Source organism: Flavobacterium piscis (assembly GCF_031457575.1).
GTDB classification, from domain to species: Bacteria; Bacteroidota; Bacteroidia; order Flavobacteriales; family Flavobacteriaceae; genus Flavobacterium; species Flavobacterium piscis_A.
This window is the reverse complement of sequence record NZ_JAVDWQ010000008.1, coordinates 68,827-86,755: the sequence shown is the minus strand read 5'-3', so window position 1 is coordinate 86,755 and position 17,929 is coordinate 68,827. Positions and strand designations below refer to the sequence as shown.

Annotated in this window: 17 protein-coding genes; 16 read left to right on the top strand and 1 reads right to left on the bottom strand. The window is 32.6% G+C overall.

Annotation, left to right across the window (positions count from 1 at the left end; all coding sequences use genetic code 11):
- The first annotated feature begins 1 nt into the window (after nucleotide 1).
- From J2W48_RS12840 to J2W48_RS12795, 10 genes are all read left to right on the top strand, one after another.
- Nucleotides 2–937: a beta-1,6-N-acetylglucosaminyltransferase gene (locus J2W48_RS12840; RefSeq protein ID WP_310281950.1), complete on the top strand. Its 936-nt coding sequence runs from the start codon at nucleotides 2–4 to the stop codon at nucleotides 935–937.
- Nucleotides 934–2,034 carry a glycosyltransferase gene (locus tag J2W48_RS12835; protein ID WP_310281947.1) on the top strand — a complete coding sequence of 367 codons (1,101 nt, stop codon included), beginning with the start codon at nucleotides 934–936 and terminating at the stop codon, nucleotides 2,032–2,034. The genes J2W48_RS12840 and J2W48_RS12835 overlap by 4 nt, the downstream gene beginning before the upstream one ends.
- On the top strand, nucleotides 2,034–3,248 hold the full coding sequence (locus tag J2W48_RS12830) for a glycosyltransferase (protein ID WP_310281945.1): 1,215 nt from the start codon (nucleotides 2,034–2,036) through the stop codon (nucleotides 3,246–3,248). The genes J2W48_RS12835 and J2W48_RS12830 overlap by 1 nt, the downstream gene beginning before the upstream one ends.
- Complete coding sequence (locus J2W48_RS12825) at nucleotides 3,205–3,753, top strand: LbetaH domain-containing protein (protein WP_310281943.1); 549 nt, start codon at nucleotides 3,205–3,207, stop codon at nucleotides 3,751–3,753. The genes J2W48_RS12830 and J2W48_RS12825 overlap by 44 nt, the downstream gene beginning before the upstream one ends.
- Entirely contained in the window at nucleotides 3,737–4,300 is a 564-nt protein-coding gene (locus J2W48_RS12820) for an LbetaH domain-containing protein (RefSeq protein WP_310281941.1), read from the top strand. The genes J2W48_RS12825 and J2W48_RS12820 overlap by 17 nt, the downstream gene beginning before the upstream one ends.
- A 1-nt stretch (nucleotide 4,301) precedes the next feature.
- Nucleotides 4,302–5,129 (top strand): glycosyltransferase family 2 protein, encoded by an 828-nt coding sequence (locus J2W48_RS12815; RefSeq protein WP_310281939.1) that lies wholly within the window; start codon nucleotides 4,302–4,304, stop codon nucleotides 5,127–5,129.
- Nucleotides 5,130–5,156: 27 nt separating this feature from the next.
- Complete coding sequence (locus J2W48_RS12810) at nucleotides 5,157–5,900, top strand: glycosyltransferase family 2 protein (protein ID WP_310281937.1); 744 nt, start codon at nucleotides 5,157–5,159, stop codon at nucleotides 5,898–5,900.
- Nucleotides 5,901–5,924: 24 nt separating this feature from the next.
- Nucleotides 5,925–7,343, top strand: a complete 1,419-nt coding sequence (locus J2W48_RS12805) for an undecaprenyl-phosphate glucose phosphotransferase (RefSeq protein WP_310281935.1) — start codon at nucleotides 5,925–5,927, stop codon at nucleotides 7,341–7,343.
- Nucleotides 7,344–7,529: 186 nt separating this feature from the next.
- Nucleotides 7,530–8,321, top strand: coding sequence for a polysaccharide biosynthesis/export family protein (locus tag J2W48_RS12800; RefSeq protein ID WP_310281933.1), 792 nt, complete (start codon nucleotides 7,530–7,532; stop codon nucleotides 8,319–8,321).
- A 20-nt stretch (nucleotides 8,322–8,341) separates the two neighbouring features.
- On the top strand, nucleotides 8,342–10,723 hold the full coding sequence (locus J2W48_RS12795; RefSeq protein ID WP_310281931.1) for a GumC family protein: 2,382 nt from the start codon (nucleotides 8,342–8,344) through the stop codon (nucleotides 10,721–10,723).
- Between the two features lie 58 nt (nucleotides 10,724–10,781).
- Here the strand turns inward: J2W48_RS12795 and J2W48_RS12790 are convergent, their stop codons facing one another.
- On the bottom strand, nucleotides 10,782–11,519 hold the full coding sequence (locus tag J2W48_RS12790; protein ID WP_310281929.1) for a tyrosine-protein phosphatase: 738 nt from the start codon (nucleotides 11,517–11,519) through the stop codon (nucleotides 10,782–10,784).
- A 388-nt stretch (nucleotides 11,520–11,907) separates the two neighbouring features.
- Between J2W48_RS12790 and J2W48_RS12785 the strand changes: the two genes are divergently transcribed.
- The 6 genes from J2W48_RS12785 (at nucleotide 11,908) to J2W48_RS12760 (ending at nucleotide 17,912) form a co-directional block, all read left to right on the top strand.
- Nucleotides 11,908–13,071: a glycosyltransferase family 2 protein gene (locus J2W48_RS12785; protein ID WP_310281927.1), complete on the top strand. Its 1,164-nt coding sequence runs from the start codon at nucleotides 11,908–11,910 to the stop codon at nucleotides 13,069–13,071.
- Between the two features lie 84 nt (nucleotides 13,072–13,155).
- Complete coding sequence (locus J2W48_RS12780) at nucleotides 13,156–14,478, top strand: dihydrolipoamide acetyltransferase family protein (protein ID WP_310281925.1); 1,323 nt, start codon at nucleotides 13,156–13,158, stop codon at nucleotides 14,476–14,478.
- Nucleotides 14,479–14,647: 169 nt separating this feature from the next.
- Entirely contained in the window at nucleotides 14,648–15,418 is a 771-nt protein-coding gene (locus J2W48_RS12775; RefSeq protein WP_310281923.1) for an exonuclease domain-containing protein, read from the top strand.
- A gap of 70 nt (nucleotides 15,419–15,488) precedes the next feature.
- Nucleotides 15,489–16,100, top strand: coding sequence for a fumarylacetoacetate hydrolase family protein (locus tag J2W48_RS12770; protein WP_310281921.1), 612 nt, complete (start codon nucleotides 15,489–15,491; stop codon nucleotides 16,098–16,100).
- Complete coding sequence (locus tag J2W48_RS12765; RefSeq protein WP_310281920.1) at nucleotides 16,100–16,444, top strand: Hpt domain-containing protein; 345 nt, start codon at nucleotides 16,100–16,102, stop codon at nucleotides 16,442–16,444. The genes J2W48_RS12770 and J2W48_RS12765 overlap by 1 nt, the downstream gene beginning before the upstream one ends.
- A 214-nt stretch (nucleotides 16,445–16,658) precedes the next feature.
- Entirely contained in the window at nucleotides 16,659–17,912 is a 1,254-nt protein-coding gene (locus J2W48_RS12760) for a CinA family nicotinamide mononucleotide deamidase-related protein (RefSeq protein ID WP_310281919.1), read from the top strand.
- Nucleotides 17,913–17,929: the final 17 nt, after the last annotated feature.

Below are 17,929 nucleotides of genomic sequence, written 5' to 3'. Positions count from 1 at the left end.
TATGCCACGACACAAAATTGCTTATCTGATACAGGCTCATGCAGATCCGGAAAATTTGCAAAGATTGATAAATGCTTTGGATGATGATAATGACTTCTTTATTCATATTGACAGGAAAAGTGAAATAAATTCTTTTTACCAGCTTCTGAAAGAAAAGAAAAATGTCTTTTTTATGGAAGGAACGGATCGCATAAAAGTTTATTGGGGAGGATTTTCCCAGGTTAAGGCAACTTTGAATTTGATTGAAAAATGTTTGTTGCAGAATTGCATAAATGATTCAGATTATTTAAAAATAATGCTTATCTCCGGAGCAGACTATCCAATAAAAAGCAATGAAGAGTTGAGAGACTATTTGTTGAAATTCAAAAAGGTAAATTTTATTAGAGGAATGAATGTCACAGAAGCTAATACAAAAAAATACAACTATTGTTTATGTAATTATTTGTTTTTTGATTTCTTCTTAATAAATAAAACAGTGACCAAATTTGTTCGCAAAATTTTGAACATATTAGGAAGTGCCTTCATAAAAAAGAATAATTATGTGGTGGATAATAATGGAAATAAAATTGATGTTTTTCATGGTTCCTCATGGTGGGCTTTAAATCTTGATGTTATAGAATACATCCATGCGTACTCTAAAAAAAATGATAATTTAAAAAATTATTTCAGGTATTCTTTGGCTGCTGATGAAAAATATTTTCACACTATTTTCTTTAATTCCAGTTTTTCTACAACCAATATTTCCAAAGGAAGTGAGCCCTATATTCCTGCTACATATGCTTTTTCAAACTTGCATATTATCGACCCTTCTTTAAGTAAATGGTTTGATGAAAAAGACTTTAATACCATTAAAGTTTCAGATAGGTTTTTCGTGAGAAAAGTGTCCACGAAAAATTCAAAAAAACTATTAGACTTAATTGATGATGAACTACTATGAATATATTAATAATACAGCCGTTTATACCTCATTATAGAGAAGAATTTTTCGAAGGCTTAAGTCAAAAAGCTTCTTTGGAAGTTTTTTGCTATGAAAAAAAAGCAAAAGTGCAATCTGACATGTTTAAAGAAAGTGTATTCAGGACTGAGTATTTGAAAAACCTTACACTTGGACCATTTTTGCTGTATGATTTTTTTAAGCTTTTTGATAAAAAACATGATGTATTGGTATTGATGTTGCATTTTGGTCATCTAAGTACATGGTTTTTGCTTATTACAAAAAAAATTCATGGTAAAAAAATTATTCTTTGGGGACAAGGTATTTCTGTGAAGAGATATTTAAAGGAAGAAAAGAAACCCAGTCTTTTATTAAAATTTATGATTTATTTTTCAGATGGTGCCTGGTTTTATACTGACAAGGAATTAATGCAATGGAAAAAAATATTTCCAAAAAAGAAAATGATTTCGTTAAATAATACCATTTCAGATATAAAATCAATTTTGGAACGAAATACAAGTCATAATAAAATTGAATTAAAAGCAAAACATAATATATCCCAGCAAAGGTGTTTGATATTCTGTGCCAGATTCACTAATCCGCATAGAAGGGTTGATCTTTTGTTATCAGCTATAAATTCTTTAGACGCTGACAAGTTTGCTTTTATAATAATTGGAGATGGCCAATTTAAACCTGATTTTTCAATTTATAAAAATGTATATGATTATGGTGCTGTTTACGATACACAGCTTAAAAATGAGCTTTTTGATATAGCAGATATTTATTTTCAACCTGGGTGGGTTGGTTTATCCATTGTAGAAGCAATGGCTTATGCTAAGCCAATTTTTACTTTTAAAAGAGCAGAGGATATACTGCAATGTGTTGAATACCATTATATAGAAAATGAAGTGAACGGATATATATTCAACTCATTAACTTCCTTTACAGATACAGTCAATTCTATATCAGCAATGAAAATAATAGAATTAGGAGAGAGTGCAAAAAATTATGTGACAGAAATACTTACTATGGATAATATGGTCCAGTCAGCATTTAATAATATTGCTCAAATCAAAAGAGCAACTAATTCAATTAAATAATGAAAATTCTACATGTTATTACGTCAATGAATCCTAAATTAGGAGGAGTTTGTCAGGTTTTACGAAATTTAAATCCACACCTTGTTGAAAAAGGAATAAATGTCGAAATTGTTTGTTTGGATGAGAAGGATGATGATTTTGGTATAAAAGATGATTTTGTAATTCATAAAACAGGACCTGGTAAGACGTCTTATAAATACCAGCCTAAATTAACTAAGTGGCTTATTAATAATGTTTTAAACTTCGATTGTGTAGTAGTTCATGGACTTTGGCAATACCATAATTTTGCTGTAAATAAATCGATTAGATTACTTAAAAAACAAAACATAAAAGTACCTAAAGTTGTTATAATGCCACATGGTATGTTAGATCCTTATTTTCAAAAAAGTATGGAACGCAGATGGAAAGCACACCGCAATGAAATGGTTTGGTTTTTCATAGAAAAACAATGTATCAATGATGCAGATGTTGTTTTTTATACTTGTGAAGAAGAAATGAGGCTGGCAGCAACTACTTTTAAGGAGTATAAACCTCAAAAAGTCGCTAATGTTGGTTTAGGTATTCAATCTCCACCCAGGAATATCGATGATTTTAAGCAAGCTTTTTATAATCAATGCACAGAAATTAGGGATAAAAAATATTTTCTTTTTTTGAGTCGTATTGATGAAAAAAAAGGAATTGATTTATTAATTAATGCATACAACGAGCTTTGTCACGAAAATCCAGATTTGCCAGATTTGGTAATTGCGGGCCCCCTGGAATCTCTTTTTGCTCAGAAAATGGTTGCGTTGGCTTCTCATAATCAATTTATACATTTTTCAGGAATGCTTTCTGGTGAAGCAAAATGGGGTGCATTTTATAATTGTGAAGCTTATTTATTGCCAAGCCATCAGGAGAATTTTGGTATTGCCATTGTTGAAGCTATGGCCTGTAAAAAACCAGTTTTAATTACTGAAAATGTAAATATCTGGAGAGAAATTCACGAAGGAGGAGGAGGATGGATTGTAAGTTTGAAAGAAAAAGATGGATTAAAAAAAGCTCTTTTAGAAATAATCAATCATCCACAGGAAAAGTTAGTAGCAAAAGGATTAAAAGCTTTTAAAACATACCAGAATAATTTTGATATCGAAATTTGTGCTAATAAGTTTATTCAGGAATTAAAGAATATTTATGGAAATACCAAAATATATAGACACGATACCCAAATCAGATAAGTTATATAGACTTCTCTGGCGTATTACATCATTGTTTTTATTTAAACCTTTTTCTCTGCCTTTTTTTAATGGATGGCGTATTTTTTTGTTAAAAACTTTTGGAGCTAAAATTGGTGAAAATTGTGTAATTCATTCTTCAATTGATTTGCCATCTCCTAAAAATTTGACAATAGGTTCCTATTCCGCATTAGGTCCTGAAGTGAAGCTGCATTTTGGAAAAACTATTATTGGCAACAAGGTTACTGTTTCGCAACGCACCTATTTATGTAGTGCAACACACGAGACAACATCAATAAATACACCATTTATATCAGGAACTATTATTATAAAAGACTATGCCTGGATTGCTGCTGAAGCCTTTATAATGACAAATATTACAATTGGAGAAGGAGCAATAGTAGGCGCGAGGGCTGCTGTTTTTAAAGATGTTGACGACTGGACAATAGTAGGTGGAAATCCTGCCAAATTTATTAAAAAAAGAATAGTATATGACAATGACAAGTGATGATTTTATCCCTGTACAGACCACACCCTTTGATAAAAAGACAAAAATCAAGATTCATCTCTGGAAGTTGGTCAATAAGACCATATTTAGAATTTTTCCTAATCAAATTAAGAAACCGAGAATTGTATTGTTGCGCTTATTTGGGGCTAAACTAGCCGATACAGTCAATATAAATCGAAAATCAAATATAGAATTGCCTTGGAATTTAAGTATGGGGCATCTGTCTAGTTTGGGCGAAAACTCCTGGATCTATTGTTTAGATAAAATAGAAATTGGTCAAAAATGTTGCATAGGCAAAGACGTGTACTTGATTACCGGAAGCCATTCTATAGAATCTATAAATTTTGATATGGTTACACGACCTATAATTATAAATGATGGATGTTGGGTAGCTACAGGAAGTTATGTACTTGCAGGAGTTACATTAGGAAAGTTTTCTGTAGTGGGGGCAAAATCGGTTGTAGTTAAAAATACTGAAGAATTTGATATAGTGGTTGGAAATCCAGCCAAGTATATAAAAAAAAGAGAATTTAAAAATATAATATAAGATGATTTCAATACTTATTCTTACTAAAAACGAAGAACAAGATCTGCCCGGATGTTTAGAATCAGTATCCTGGAGTGATGATATTCATGTATTTGATTCTTTTAGTGATGATAAAACTGTTGCTATTGCTGAAAATGCAGGAGCCACAATCACGCAACGTGTTTTTGATAATTGGTCGGCGCATCAAAACTGGGGTCTGGCAAATATCAAATTCAAATATCCTTGGGTACTCTATATTGATGCAGACGAAAGAGTTTCAGAATCGTTGTTGAATGCAATAAAAACACTTAAACCCGATGTAAACTCCGGGTTCGTTGCCTATGAACTCCAAAGAAGGGATTTTGCATGGAATGGCAGATGGCTAAAACATGCACAGATGTCTCCTTTTTATTTAAGATTGTTTCGTCCTGAAAAAATGCACTATGAAAGGTTAGTGAACCCGGTTTCTGTTCCTGATGGACCAGTTGGTAAAATAGAAGGTTTTTTAGATCATTACCCTTTTAGTAAAGGATTTAAATTTTGGATACAGCGCCATTTAAGTTATGCCGATATGGAAGCCTTGACAAGAGTAAAAGATCTGGATAACGGAGCTGTATTTTCTTTTAGAAAAGCGTTGTTTGGTAAAGATTTTACAGAAAAAAGGTTTCATCAAAAAGGATTGTTTTACAAGTTACCGGGGCGTCCTATGATAAAATGGTTTTACATGGTGATAGTAAGAAGAGCTTTCCTGGATGGAAGCGCAGGTGTAACATATGCTACTTTACAGTCTATTTACGAATATTTTATTGTTTTAAAAAGCAAAGAATTACTTAGTCAAAAAAAGAAATAATCCATACCCCTAATCTAATCACAATTTATGAAAGTTTCCGTTATTACTGTTTGTTACAACCGAAGAACAACTATTGAACAATCAATAAAAAGTGTTCTGGAACAGGATTATCCATATATAGAATATATAGTCATTGATGGCAATTCATCAGACGGAACAAAGGATGTTATTAATTCCTATTCGGATAAAATTACCCAATATATTTCAGAACCTGATAAAGGGATGTATGATGCCATTAATAAGGGCTTAAGTTTGGCTACCGGAGATATAATAGGATTAATGCATTCTGATGATGTTTTCTATGACAGCACTGTAGTCTCTAAAATAGTTCATGCATTCACAACATCTCCTGCTTCGGATGCGGTTTACGGAGATGGAATCTATGTAACAAATGATTCTAAAGAAAAAATAGTTCGCAACAGGATTGGAGGGCAGTATGATTTCAAAAAACTCAAATCAGGCTGGTTGCCTTTACATCCTACAGTTTATATTAAGAAAGCCATTATTGAAAAATATGGTTACTACAATTTAGATTTTAAAATTGCATCAGATACAGAATTTTTATTACGGTATCTATTTAAATACAAAATAAACATAACCTATCTCAATAATTATGTCGTAAAAATGAGGATGGGAGGTTTAAGCACCGATCACAAGAGGTTTCTTCAAGTTTTATCTGAAGATTATAAGATTTATAAATACCATAATTTGTATCCTTTTCAGGCTGTCTTTCTTAAGAAATTTTCAGCTTTATTACAATATTTAAAATAATAAAGAATATAAGAATCTCATAAAATGAAGACTTTAAATAAATTATCAAAATACAATTTTTCCAGGTATTTCAGGCTTTTTTTTGTGATCTGGGATATTGTGCTTCTAAATATTGCTGTTATTTTATCAGGATTACTTGCGTATGGCAATATAGAAAAGCTTTTTTTAACTCAAGTGCAAACTATTTCTTTATTGAGTAACCTTATTTGGATTATTTTACTTTTATATAATAATTCATTTACAGTTTTAAGAGTAGAACCTATTGAGTCTATACTAAAAAGGACCATAAAAAAGATGATTGTTCATGCGGCAATAATTGCAATTTTTGTGGTTTTCTTAAATTATACTGAAGTTTCAAGATGGTGCTTACTCTATTTTTATTATTTCTTTTTCTTACTATTAATGATTTCGAGATACTTATCCATCTCATTTTTAAAATACATAAGGGCCAAAGGATTTAATTATAGAAACTTTGTTATAGTAGGAGCAAATGATACTGGAGAAAGATTACGTAAAATATTAGCAAGTGATCTAACCTACGGATATCGTTTTCTAGGTTTCTTTGATGAGAAAGTAGATCCATTTGCATTTATTTCTGGTCCTGTAGTAGGTGCTTTTGATGATTTTGAAACATTTCTTCTCACTCACAAAGTACATGAGCTTTACGTTGCATTGCATATAGATAATGTTTCAGTTATTAATAAATTGATAAAGATTTGTGAGCATCATATGGTTCGAATTAAATTTATTCCGGATTTTCAGCTTTATACAAGATCCAGTAAAGTCGAACTTTCATTTTATGACAACACACCAATTCTCATGTTTCGGCGAGAACCTTTAGAATTTACAGTAAACAGAATATTAAAAAGAACATTTGATATTTGTTTTTCTCTGGCCGTAATTTTATTAATATTCCCCTGGTTATTTCTTATAGTGATGCTTATAATAAAGTTAGAATCTCCCGGGCCTACTTTTTTTGAACAAGAACGTTCCGGAAGAGATAATGACAGTTTTACATGCTTAAAATTTAGAAGCATGCACATAAATGCATCATCAGATAATAAACAGGCCGAAAAAGGAGATGTACGCATCACCAAATTTGGAGCTTTTATTCGTAAAACCAGCATTGATGAACTGCCTCAGTTTTTTAATGTTCTATGGGGTGAGATGTCTGTAGTAGGACCCAGACCTCACATGGTCAATCATACTAAACAATATACAGATTTAATTAATAATTATCTCGTTCGCCACTATGCAAAACCTGGTATAACTGGCTGGGCTCAGATTAATGGCTACAGGGGAGAAACCAGAGAACTTATAGATATGCAGAACAGAGTAGAATATGATATTTGGTATATAGAAAACTGGAGTATACTATTGGATATCAAAATTATTATAAAAACAGTCGTAAATGTATTTACAGGTGAGGAAAACGCCTATTAAAAAAAGGTTAACTTGTTATGAAAAGTTAATTGATTTTGCTCTCTTGTTTTAGAATACTTAAAATCGATTAACCATTCAATCAATTGGCCAAATGTTCTGTTAATCAAATAACTAATTTATAAATATAAAGCGAAACTTTTGACGCTTAACCAATTTCCTTATATTTGTTATAAACCCACAATTCAAATGAATATCAATTTTTTAAATTTTAAACAAACAGGCATATTCCTTATGCTGCCGTTTTTGTTTCTCTCTTGTGCATCCAAAAAAGATATTTTATACTATCAAAATATTGATGGAATAAACGACTCACAAAATACTGTTTCGTATGAAGTGAAAATTCAGCCTGACGATTTATTGATGATTATTGTTTCTGCTGAAGATCCTGAAATTGCACTTCCTTTTAACTTAATGTCGGTTACAATGCCAAATACAGCTAACTTACAGGCTGCAACAGGTCAGCAAACAAATCAATCTTATTTGGTGGATAGATCTGGGAATATTGAATTTCCTGTTTTAGGAAAATTACAGGTAGGGGGTCTAACCAGAACAGAGGTATTAGAGCTATTGAAAGATAAAATAGGAGTATATATTAAAAATCCAATGATTAACCTACGGATTATGAATTTTAAGGTTTCCTTACAAGGTGAAGTCAATATGCCCGGAACTTTTACAGTTTCTTCCGAGAGAATTACATTAATCGAGGCTATAAGTATGGCTAAGGATTTAACAATTTATGGAAAAAGGCATAATATTTTGGTAATTAGAGAAGTTAATGGCGCTAAATCATATAATAGAGTTGATATTACAAAAGCCGATTTCATTAATTCCCCTTTTTATTATCTGGCACAGAATGATGTGGTGTATGTAGAACCAAATAATGTAAAAGTAAATGCATCAGCAGTAGGACCTAATACCTCTGTTATCATTTCAGCAATTTCTATTTTAATAACTATTTCGGTACTACTTTTTAAATAAACTGAATAAACAGAAGACAAATGCAAGATTATAAGGAGAATGTAGAAGGGGAAATTAAAGAAGTAAATATTCGTGAACAGCTGGATAAATATATAATACACTGGAAATGGTTTGTTCTAAGTGTTTTAGTTTGTTTACTTTTGGCTTTTTTATATTTGCGATATACTACACCAAGCTATGAAGCCAGTACTTCTATATTGGTAAAAGATGAAAAAAAAGGAGGGATGCTTTCAGAGCTTTCAGCTTTTTCGGACCTGGGTATAGGTGGTAGTTATGTTAGTAATGTGGACAACGAAATAGAGGTTTTAAAATCGAGAACTTTAGTCGAAAGCACTGTAAAGAAGCTCAATTTAAATGTTTCTTTACTTGTAGAAGGAAATGTTGTGGATACTGATGTCTACGCAAAAGCACCAATAAATGTTTACTTTAATAATAAAACAGAAGCGTTTGACGAAGCCAATATAACTTTAAAATGTGATCTTTTGCCTAATGGTTCTTTCAGTTTAGAAAGTGCAATGAAAAATAATGTTACAGCTGAAAAATTTATTTTATCATCAGGAAAGCAGTTTAAATTTGGTGAAAAAATACCTACTCGCCTTGGAATATTAGTTATTGAGAAAACTGAATTTTATCAACAAAATTATGCTGGAAAAGATAAATCAATCCAAATATCAGTTAGACCGTTAGATAATATCACGGCAAATTTCAGAAACAAATTAAAAGTTGTACCCCAAAGTAAAACGAGTAGCGTAGTTAACATATCTATAACAGATCCTGTTCAGGAAAAAGCAGAAGACTTTTTGAATAATATGATTCAAATTTACAATCAGGATGCTGCCGAAGATAAAAATTTTATATCTGAAAACACATCCAAATTTATTGCCGATCGTCTGGCGTTAATAACCCGGGAGCTGGATGGTGTTGAACAGGATGTAGAAAGCTTTAAAAAAACAAACAGATTAACTGATATTGAGGCTGAAGCTAAACTTTTTATTGAAGGTTCAAATGAGTATGATAAAAAAGGCGTTGAAACGGAAATTCAATTAAATGTAGTGTCGTCATTGTTAGATTTTATTAAAAAAAGTACCAATGCCGATTTACTCCCAACTAATATTATAACAGATAACGGGGCTGCCGGAGGTTTGATTTCTTCTTATAACCAGTTAGTGTTAGATCGAAATCGTATTTTGAAATCAGCAACCACAGAAAATCCCTCTGTAATAAAATTAGATCAGCAAATTTCATCTTTGAAGGCAAATGTTGCCACAAGCCTAAAAAGGATGCAATCAAATTTACAGATTCAAAATCGTGATTTGAAAAGTGAGGAAGGTATTTTAAAAAGTAAAATTGGAAAAATTCCGATGCAGGAACGCCAATTCAGGGTAATTGCAAGACAACAAAAAGTAAAAGAAGAGCTGTATTTGTATTTATTGCAAAAACGTGAGGAAACGGCTATTTCTTTAGCAGCTACAGAACCCAATGCGCGTATAATTGATGCGGCAAAGGCAAATAAAATCGCGGTAAGTCCAAAGAAAAAAATCATCTATCTGGCCGGACTTTTGACAGGATTGCTCATTCCTTTCGGAATTATATATGGGCATGATTTGTTAGACACCAAAATCAAAAGCAGATTGGATTTGGAAGGAAAAACCAACATACCATTCATTGGAGATATTCCAACTTCGGATGAAGCTCATAAACTGATCAAAACAGAGAGCAGGACAAGTTCAGCAGAAGCAATAAGGATTGTCAGGACAAATCTTGAATTTATGTTGACAAATGTTCCGGAAAACAGGGCTAAAACCATTTTTGTAACCTCGACTTTTCCTGCCGAAGGCAAAACGCTGGTATCTGTAAATCTTGCCGCTACATTTGCTTTGTCAGGACGAAAAGTTTTGTTAATAGGTATGGACATTAGAAATCCAAAATTTACCGATTATTTTGCGATGCCAAATGTTGGTTTAACTAATTATTTATCTACAAACGATACGGATGTAAGTAAATACATTTTTAAGCACAATGACTATGAAAATTTCTATATATTGCCTTCCGGCATAATTCCTCCAAACCCCGCTGAACTGTTAATGAGTAAAAATGTCGATACGCTTTTCGAAACATTAAAAATAGAATACGATTATATTGTTGTAGATACCGCTCCTGTAAGTTTAGTGGCAGATACATTATTGGTAGCAAAAAATGCAGATACTTTTGTATATGTAATACGTGCGAATTTTTTAGAGAAACGTATGTTGGCGATTGCAAATACTTTTTATAAAGAAAAAAAACTGCCTAATATGTGTATAGTCCTTAACGACACCGATTCTACCAAAGGGTATGGTTACGGATATGGTTATGGAGTTAAAACAGAGAAAAAATCCTGGTTTAAAAAAAATCAAAGATAATTAATTAAGGAAAAATTTGAGAAAGAGTGGCTGTGCAGTATATTAAAAAAAACTGCAATCAGAATCTGAAAAACTGATTATTGCTTATGATATCTTTTAAAGCGTTTAGGCTGCTCACTTTTATTTTATGATCAAATGCAGCAATATGATTATCATGATGAACATCGGTACCTACAAAATCATACATTCCTTTCTTTAAAAGCTGCTCAGAAATTTTCGTAATCTCTTCACCATAATAGCCTACAACAGCTAACAAATTTAGCTGAAATAAACAACCGGCTTTCTTTAATTTCTCGTATTCTGAAAAGTTTTTATGATAAAATAAATACCGTTCGGGATGTGCTAATACTGCTTTGTAACCGGCAACCTGTAAATCAAACAATATTTTATATAATTGTATAGGGGCATTCATATAAGACATCTCTACCAATACATAATTATCCTTTAAGGGAAGTAGCTTTTCAGTTTTAAAATGTCTTTCAAACCAATCATCCATAAAATATTCTGCGCCTGTCTGAAAAGGCTTTTTGATATTGCTTTCAGATAGTAAAATAGTAGTTTTAGCATGATTGTCAAGAATGGCCTGCGGAGAATTATTCCAGACATAATGGCTGATGTGTGGTGTAGTTATAAATTGTGAGACACCTATCTTTTCAAAGGCATTTATTAATCTCAGGGTATCTGCTATGGTTTTTGCACCATCGTCAATACCAGGTAATAAATGAGAATGTATATCGATATAATCGCCGGCTAAAAGATCTTTTAAGTAAGGTTTTTGTACTAGGAATGATAACATAGATCAAAAATAACGAAATAGATATAAAAAATAGCTGTAATAAACTAAAAAAGATGGCTTAGTGTTTATCTTATGTATACAAATTCATTTTAAACAATATCCATTACGGTGATTTTAAGTAAAAAGTTAAGTTTCAGGTCACTTCGGACCGCTCAGTAGATCAGATTGAATTTACTGAGAAAAGCTATTGGTCTTACGATGCCTGATAAATTAGGAGGGACTCCATTGTTCTTTATATTACATCCATACTTTTTCAGAGATAAAGTTAATTTTTAAAGTCTAATAAATAAAATAAAATTAATTTTGGCACTTCAATGTTTGTTCTATAATTATATCAACAGAATTTACAAGCCAACAAAAGTTTGGCTTTTCTTTTTAACAGTTTTATATGCTATTATCAGTAATTATTCTCAATTATAATGTGCGTTACTTTTTGGAGCAATGTGTTTTGAGTGTTCAAAATGCAATTTCAGATATAGATGCTGAAATTATTGTAATTGATAATAATTCAGATGATGATAGTGTTTTGATGATGCAAAATCGGTTTCCGGATATAAAACTAATTATCAACATAGAGAACGTAGGTTTTCCAAAAGGAAATAATATAGGAGTTGCCCATGCAAGAGGAAAATATATTTGTATACTTAATCCGGATACAGTTGTAGCGGAAGATACTTTTTCTAAAATTCTGGCTTTCGCCGAAAAACAAACAGATTTAGGAATTGCAGGCTGTAAACTTATTGACGGAACCGGAAATTTTCTGCCAGAGAGTAAGCGCGGAGTGCCAACCCCATGGGTTGCTTTTACAAAGATTTTTGGTTTGTACAAACTTTTTCCGAACTCCAAATTTTTCAATCAATATTATGCCATGCATATACCGGAAAATAAAACCGGTAAAGTGTCAATTCTCGTTGGTGCATTTATGATAATGGAACGAAGTTTATATAATGAAGCTGGAGGTTTTGATGAAAATTGTTTTATGTATTCGGACGATATCGATTTGTCTTACACGGTTTTAAAAAAAGGAAGAGAAAATTATTACTTTCACGACACAACAGTTATTCATTATAAAGGAGAAAGCACTATAAAAGATGAAAAATACATGAAACGCTTTCAGGAAGCGATGGAGTTTTTCTATCAGAAACACTTTGAAAAATCATTATTTTTTTCTGTTTTCATCAAAATAGGAATATTCATATTCTCATTTGTAAAAATGTTTCAGGGAAAACAGAAATTAAAATCTGCCCCGGAAAAATATATTTTATACTCTTCAAATACTATTTTGTGCGATAAATTATCTTCTGTTTTAAAAAATAAAGTGGAGTTATACGATATCAAAAAAGAAAAAATAGTAAATTCGTCCCTTGTTTTTAAAGGTAAAAGAGTAGATGTTATTTTGGATAATCAGTATATTTCATTCAAAAAATGTATCAAAATCTTAGAAACTCTTAAAGATAAGAGTATTACTTTTAAAATTTTACCCAAAAACGCCAATTTTATTATCGGAAGTGATTCTAAAAATGACAGGGGTCAAGTTGTAGAAATTGAGTAATAAATTATGTTTTATGTAATTTATGTTTAAAATATTCAGTAATTTCGCAATCTGAAAATCGAAATCACCTTTTAGATTAACAATATGGCAAGATTTGAATTGAAACTTCCCAAAATGGGAGAGAGTGTAGCTGAAGCTACCATTACAAACTGGTTGAAAGAAGTTGGAGACAAAATTGAAGCTGATGAAGCTGTACTTGAAATAGCAACTGATAAGGTTGATAGCGAAGTACCAAGTGAAGTGTCGGGCATTTTGGTTGAACAATTATTTGGTAAGGATGATTTGGTCCAGGTTGGGCAAACAATTGCAATTATTGAAACCGAAGGTGATGCTCCAATTGCAAAAGAGACTGAAGAAGCACCTGTTCCAACAGAAGCTGTTGAAATTGAAAAAGCAATTGAAACAACGAAAGAAACGATTTCTTCACCGCTAAATTTATCTGCTGATTATTCTGAATCAGAGAGATTCTTTTCTCCGTTGGTTAAAAATATTGCAAAAGAAGAAGGTATTTCGGTAACTGAATTAGAAGGCATTTCAGGAACCGGAAAAGAAGGCAGGGTTACCAAAGAGGACATTCTGAAATATGTTGAAGACCGAAAATCAGGTGCAGTAACTCCAGAAACGGAAATAGTCGCTCCAAAAATCGTTGAGCCAGTAATTCAAAAAAGTAAACAAGCAGTTCCGGTTTCCGTAAACGGAGGAGATGAAATTATCGAAATGGACAGAATGCGAAAGCTAATTTCAGGATACATGGTCGCTTCGGTTCAGACTTCTGCACACGTACAATCGTTCATTGAGGTAGATGTGACCAATATCGTAAAGTGGAGGGATAGAGTTAAAGCCGAATTCGAAAAAAGAGAAGGTGAAAAACTGACTTTTACGCCAATTATGATGGAAGCGGTTGCAAAAGCTTTAAAAGATTTCCCTGGAATGAATATTTCTATTGACGGAGATTATATCATTAAAAAGAAAAATATAAATTTAGGAATGGCTGCTGCCTTGCCAAATGGCAATTTAATAGTTCCTGTTATTAAAAATGCAGATCAGTTAAACCTTGTCGGAATGGCAAAAGCGGTTAACGATTTAGGGAATCGTGCTAAAGCGGGAAAATTAAAACCGGATGATACACAAGGCGGAACGTATACGGTTACAAACGTAGGGACTTTTGGCAGTGTTTTTGGAACTCCAATCATCAATCAGCCACAAGTTGGTATTCTGGCTTTAGGAGCCATTCGTAAAGTACCGGCAGTAATCGAAACACCGGAGGGTGATTTTATCGGGATTCGTCAAAAAATGTTTTTATCACACTCTTATGATCATAGAGTGGTAGACGGAGCTCTGGGCGGAAGCTTTGTAAAGCGTGTAGCTGAATATTTGGAAGCTTTTGATATTGACAGGGATTTCTAGAATTTTATAATTAAAATATTAATCCGGCAAAATTTTAATTTTGTCGGATTTTTTGTTTTTTTAAATTGATGAATTTTAAAAAATAATAATTTTAACAAATGTAACAGCAAATAAATTTGTGATAATTCGGCTTTAAAAATTACATTTGTAACACTCAAAAACAAAAAAAATGGAACTCAAACTTAGCAGACCTATGTGCTTTTTCGATTTAGAAACCACAGGTATTGATATCGGAAAAGATCGTATTGTAGAAATCTCGATATTAAAAGTTTTTCCAAACGGAAATAAGGAAAGTAAAACGTGGTTAGTAAATCCTACTATTCCAATCCCTCCTCAAACAACAGCAGTTCACGGTATTACCGATGAAAAAGTAGCAAATGAACCTACTTTTGCAGAATTGGCACCGCAAGTTTATAATATGATAAAAGACAGCGATTTAGGCGGATTCAATTCTGATCGCTTTGATATCCCGCTACTGGCAGAAGAATTGCTTCGTGCCGGTGTCGATTTTGATATGAAAAATAAAGTTTCGGTAGATATTCAGACTATTTTTCACAAAATGGAAGAACGTACATTAAGTGCAGCTTTGAAATTTTACTGCGATAAAAGTCTAGAAAATGCACACTCTGCTGAAGCAGACACTATGGCAACCTACGAAATTTTAAAGGCTCAATTAGACCGTTATCCTGAATTGGAAAACGATATGAAGGTATTGTCTGAATTTACAACGCGAAAAAAAATAGCCGATTTTGCAGGCATGATAGCTTTTGATAAAGACAATGAAGAAATTTTTACCTTCGGAAAACACAAAGGGGCAAAAGTTGAAAAAGTGCTGGAAACAGAACCGGGATATTTCAGCTGGATTCAAAATGCTGATTTTCCTCTGTACACTAAAAAAGTGTTGACTGCTATAAAATTAAGAAGATTAAATACGAAATAAGTTTACAGTCGCAGTTTTCAGTTCGAAAGCAGTGACTGAAAACTGTGACTGAAAACGGAATACTACAAACATGAAGATTATTTGTATCGGTAGAAATTATACCAATCATATTGAAGAATTAAAAAACGAAAGACCAACGGAGCCAGTGGTGTTTATGAAGCCTGATTCGGCTGTTTTGCTGAAACAGCATCCGTTTGTAATTCCTGAATTTTCTGAGGATATTCATCATGAACTTGAGATAATTATAAAAATTAACAAAGTAGGAAAATATATTGAACCTAAATTTGCTCATAAATATTATGATGAAGTGAGTGTAGGAATCGACTTTACAGCACGAGACCTGCAAACTAAATTAAAAGAAAAAGGATTGCCATGGGAAAAAGCCAAAGCGTTTGATGGTTCGGCTGTTATTGGGGATTTTGTGCAAAAGACGCTTTTTTCTTCCATGGAAAACCTTAATTTTGAAATGACAAGTAATGGGCAAACAGTTCAAAAAGGCAATACAAGTTTAATGCTTTGGAAAATTGATGAACTTGTTTCTTTTGTATCGCAATATTTTACATTAAAAATAGGTGATATTATTTTTACAGGAACTCCGGCAGGAGTCGCAGCAGTTAAACCAAATGATGTTTTAGAAGGCTTTCTAGAAAATAAAAAATTATTCAGAATACAAGTAAAATAATGGCTTTAAAATACAACTTATCAAAAGTATACGCACTTTCAGACAATGATGCTGAGTTTGTTAACCAGATTCTAAGATTATTTGTTACAGAAATTCCCGAGGATTTACAACAAGTTAGGGAAGGTATCAAGAAAAAAGATCATAAACATGCCTATTCATATGCTCATAAAATCAAACCAACTTTAGATTTAATGGGACTGAATGTCGCTTTTGAAGAGATTCTTCAGGTAGAAGCCTGGGCGAAATCTGAAGGTAAGAAAAAAGAAATTATCGAAACTTTCAGAAGTATAAAAAAACAAGTAAACGATGCGGTCAAAGAAATCAATAAGGACTTTGATTTGTAATTTTTTGGGCATGTCCTGATTTTTGACCCAATTTAAAAGGGCAAAAATCAGGTCGGGTTATCCACTATATCTTTTGTTCCGGAAATTTTTGTTAAACGAGCCGTTTCTTTTTGTCACAAAAGGATGCCGTTGCTACCCCTCATGCAAACCGTTCCGATACAACTTTCCTCTTCTAAAACTAATTTATCAATGTATAAGTAAAAAGATAATTTACATGAAAGCAACTATTATTACCATTGGAGACGAAATTTTGATTGGACAGATTGTAGACACCAATTCCGGATTTATAGCCAAATCACTAGATCGGATCGGAATTGAAATTACCGAAATGATTTCGATCAGCGATGATAAAAAACATATTTTAGATACTTTTGAAAAGTTGCAGAATAAGGTTGATCTTGTTATTGTTACCGGAGGTTTAGGGCCAACCAAGGATGATGTTACCAAAAAAACATTTTGCGATTACTTTGAAGATGAATTAGTGGTAAACCCTCAGGTTTTAGCCCATGTAACGCAGTTGATTGAAGGCTATTTTAAGCGTCCCATTACCCAAATGAATAAAGATCAGGCACTGGTTCCGTCAACCTGTACGATTCTTAATAACCAATTTGGTACTGCACCGGGCATGTGGATGAAAAAAGAAAATACAGTTTTTATATCCCTTCCCGGAGTTCCTTTCGAAATGAAACATTTGATTGAAAATGAAATCATCCCAAAAATAGTTCGCGAATACAAACGACCGTATATTCTCCATAAAACTATTTTAACGTATGGGCAAGGCGAGAGCTTAGTCGCGGAACGTATCGAGGATTGGGAGAATAATTTGCCAGATTTTATCAAGCTGGCATATTTGCCAAGTCCGGGAAGAGTGCGTTTGCGCTTGTCGGCAAGAGGAATCAATAAAGAAGAATTAGAAGCAGCTATCGAAACTAATGTGCAATTGTTAGACAGGATTATTCATGATATTATTGTTGGTTTTGAGGATGATGAGACTATTGAGGTTGTATTAGGGAAAATACTTGCCAGACTAAATAAAACCATTTCAACAGCAGAAAGTTTTACAGGAGGAAGTATTGCATCAATTTTGTCAGCAGTTCCAGGGTCGTCAAAATATTTCAAGGGAAGTGTGGTTTCCTATGCGACAGAAGCAAAAGTGAATGTCCTTGGGGTCTCACAGGATATAATCGATCAATATTCTGTGGTAAGTGCACAAGTAGCTTCGGCTATGGCTTTGAATGTAAAAGAGATGCTAAAAACAGACTATGCAATTGCGACAACCGGGAACGCCGGACCCACAAAAGGTGATTCAGATGCAGAAATTGGCACTGTTTTTATCGCTTTGGCCACACCAACTGATGTAATTGTTGAAGAATTTAATTTTGGACAACCCCGTGAGAAAGTGATAGATAGAGCTACGATTAAGAGTCTGGAAATATTACAAAAAGAAATTTTAAAAAATGTGCATTAATTTTTTGCTACAATCGT

What these genes read in the sequence shown, in the direction of transcription:
- J2W48_RS12820 (WP_310281941.1), top strand. Translation starts at nt 3,737, where the DNA reads ATGACAATGACAAGTGATGATTTTATCCCTGTACAGACCACACCCTTT.
- J2W48_RS12835 (WP_310281947.1), top strand. Translation starts at nt 934, where the DNA reads ATGAATATATTAATAATACAGCCGTTTATACCTCATTATAGAGAAGAA.
- J2W48_RS12830 (WP_310281945.1), top strand. Translation starts at nt 2,034, where the DNA reads ATGAAAATTCTACATGTTATTACGTCAATGAATCCTAAATTAGGAGGA.
- J2W48_RS12790 (WP_310281929.1), bottom strand. Translation starts at nt 11,519, where the DNA reads ATGTTATCATTCCTAGTACAAAAACCTTACTTAAAAGATCTTTTAGCC.
- J2W48_RS12840 (WP_310281950.1), top strand. Translation starts at nt 2, where the DNA reads ATGCCACGACACAAAATTGCTTATCTGATACAGGCTCATGCAGATCCG.
- J2W48_RS12765 (WP_310281920.1), top strand. Translation starts at nt 16,100, where the DNA reads ATGGCTTTAAAATACAACTTATCAAAAGTATACGCACTTTCAGACAAT.
- J2W48_RS12795 (WP_310281931.1), top strand. Translation starts at nt 8,342, where the DNA reads ATGCAAGATTATAAGGAGAATGTAGAAGGGGAAATTAAAGAAGTAAAT.
- J2W48_RS12810 (WP_310281937.1), top strand. Translation starts at nt 5,157, where the DNA reads ATGAAAGTTTCCGTTATTACTGTTTGTTACAACCGAAGAACAACTATT.
- J2W48_RS12785 (WP_310281927.1), top strand. Translation starts at nt 11,908, where the DNA reads ATGCTATTATCAGTAATTATTCTCAATTATAATGTGCGTTACTTTTTG.
- J2W48_RS12780 (WP_310281925.1), top strand. Translation starts at nt 13,156, where the DNA reads ATGGCAAGATTTGAATTGAAACTTCCCAAAATGGGAGAGAGTGTAGCT.
- J2W48_RS12760 (WP_310281919.1), top strand. Translation starts at nt 16,659, where the DNA reads ATGAAAGCAACTATTATTACCATTGGAGACGAAATTTTGATTGGACAG.
- J2W48_RS12770 (WP_310281921.1), top strand. Translation starts at nt 15,489, where the DNA reads ATGAAGATTATTTGTATCGGTAGAAATTATACCAATCATATTGAAGAA.
- J2W48_RS12825 (WP_310281943.1), top strand. Translation starts at nt 3,205, where the DNA reads ATGGAAATACCAAAATATATAGACACGATACCCAAATCAGATAAGTTA.
- J2W48_RS12775 (WP_310281923.1), top strand. Translation starts at nt 14,648, where the DNA reads ATGGAACTCAAACTTAGCAGACCTATGTGCTTTTTCGATTTAGAAACC.
- J2W48_RS12800 (WP_310281933.1), top strand. Translation starts at nt 7,530, where the DNA reads ATGAATATCAATTTTTTAAATTTTAAACAAACAGGCATATTCCTTATG.
- J2W48_RS12815 (WP_310281939.1), top strand. Translation starts at nt 4,302, where the DNA reads ATGATTTCAATACTTATTCTTACTAAAAACGAAGAACAAGATCTGCCC.
- J2W48_RS12805 (WP_310281935.1), top strand. Translation starts at nt 5,925, where the DNA reads ATGAAGACTTTAAATAAATTATCAAAATACAATTTTTCCAGGTATTTC.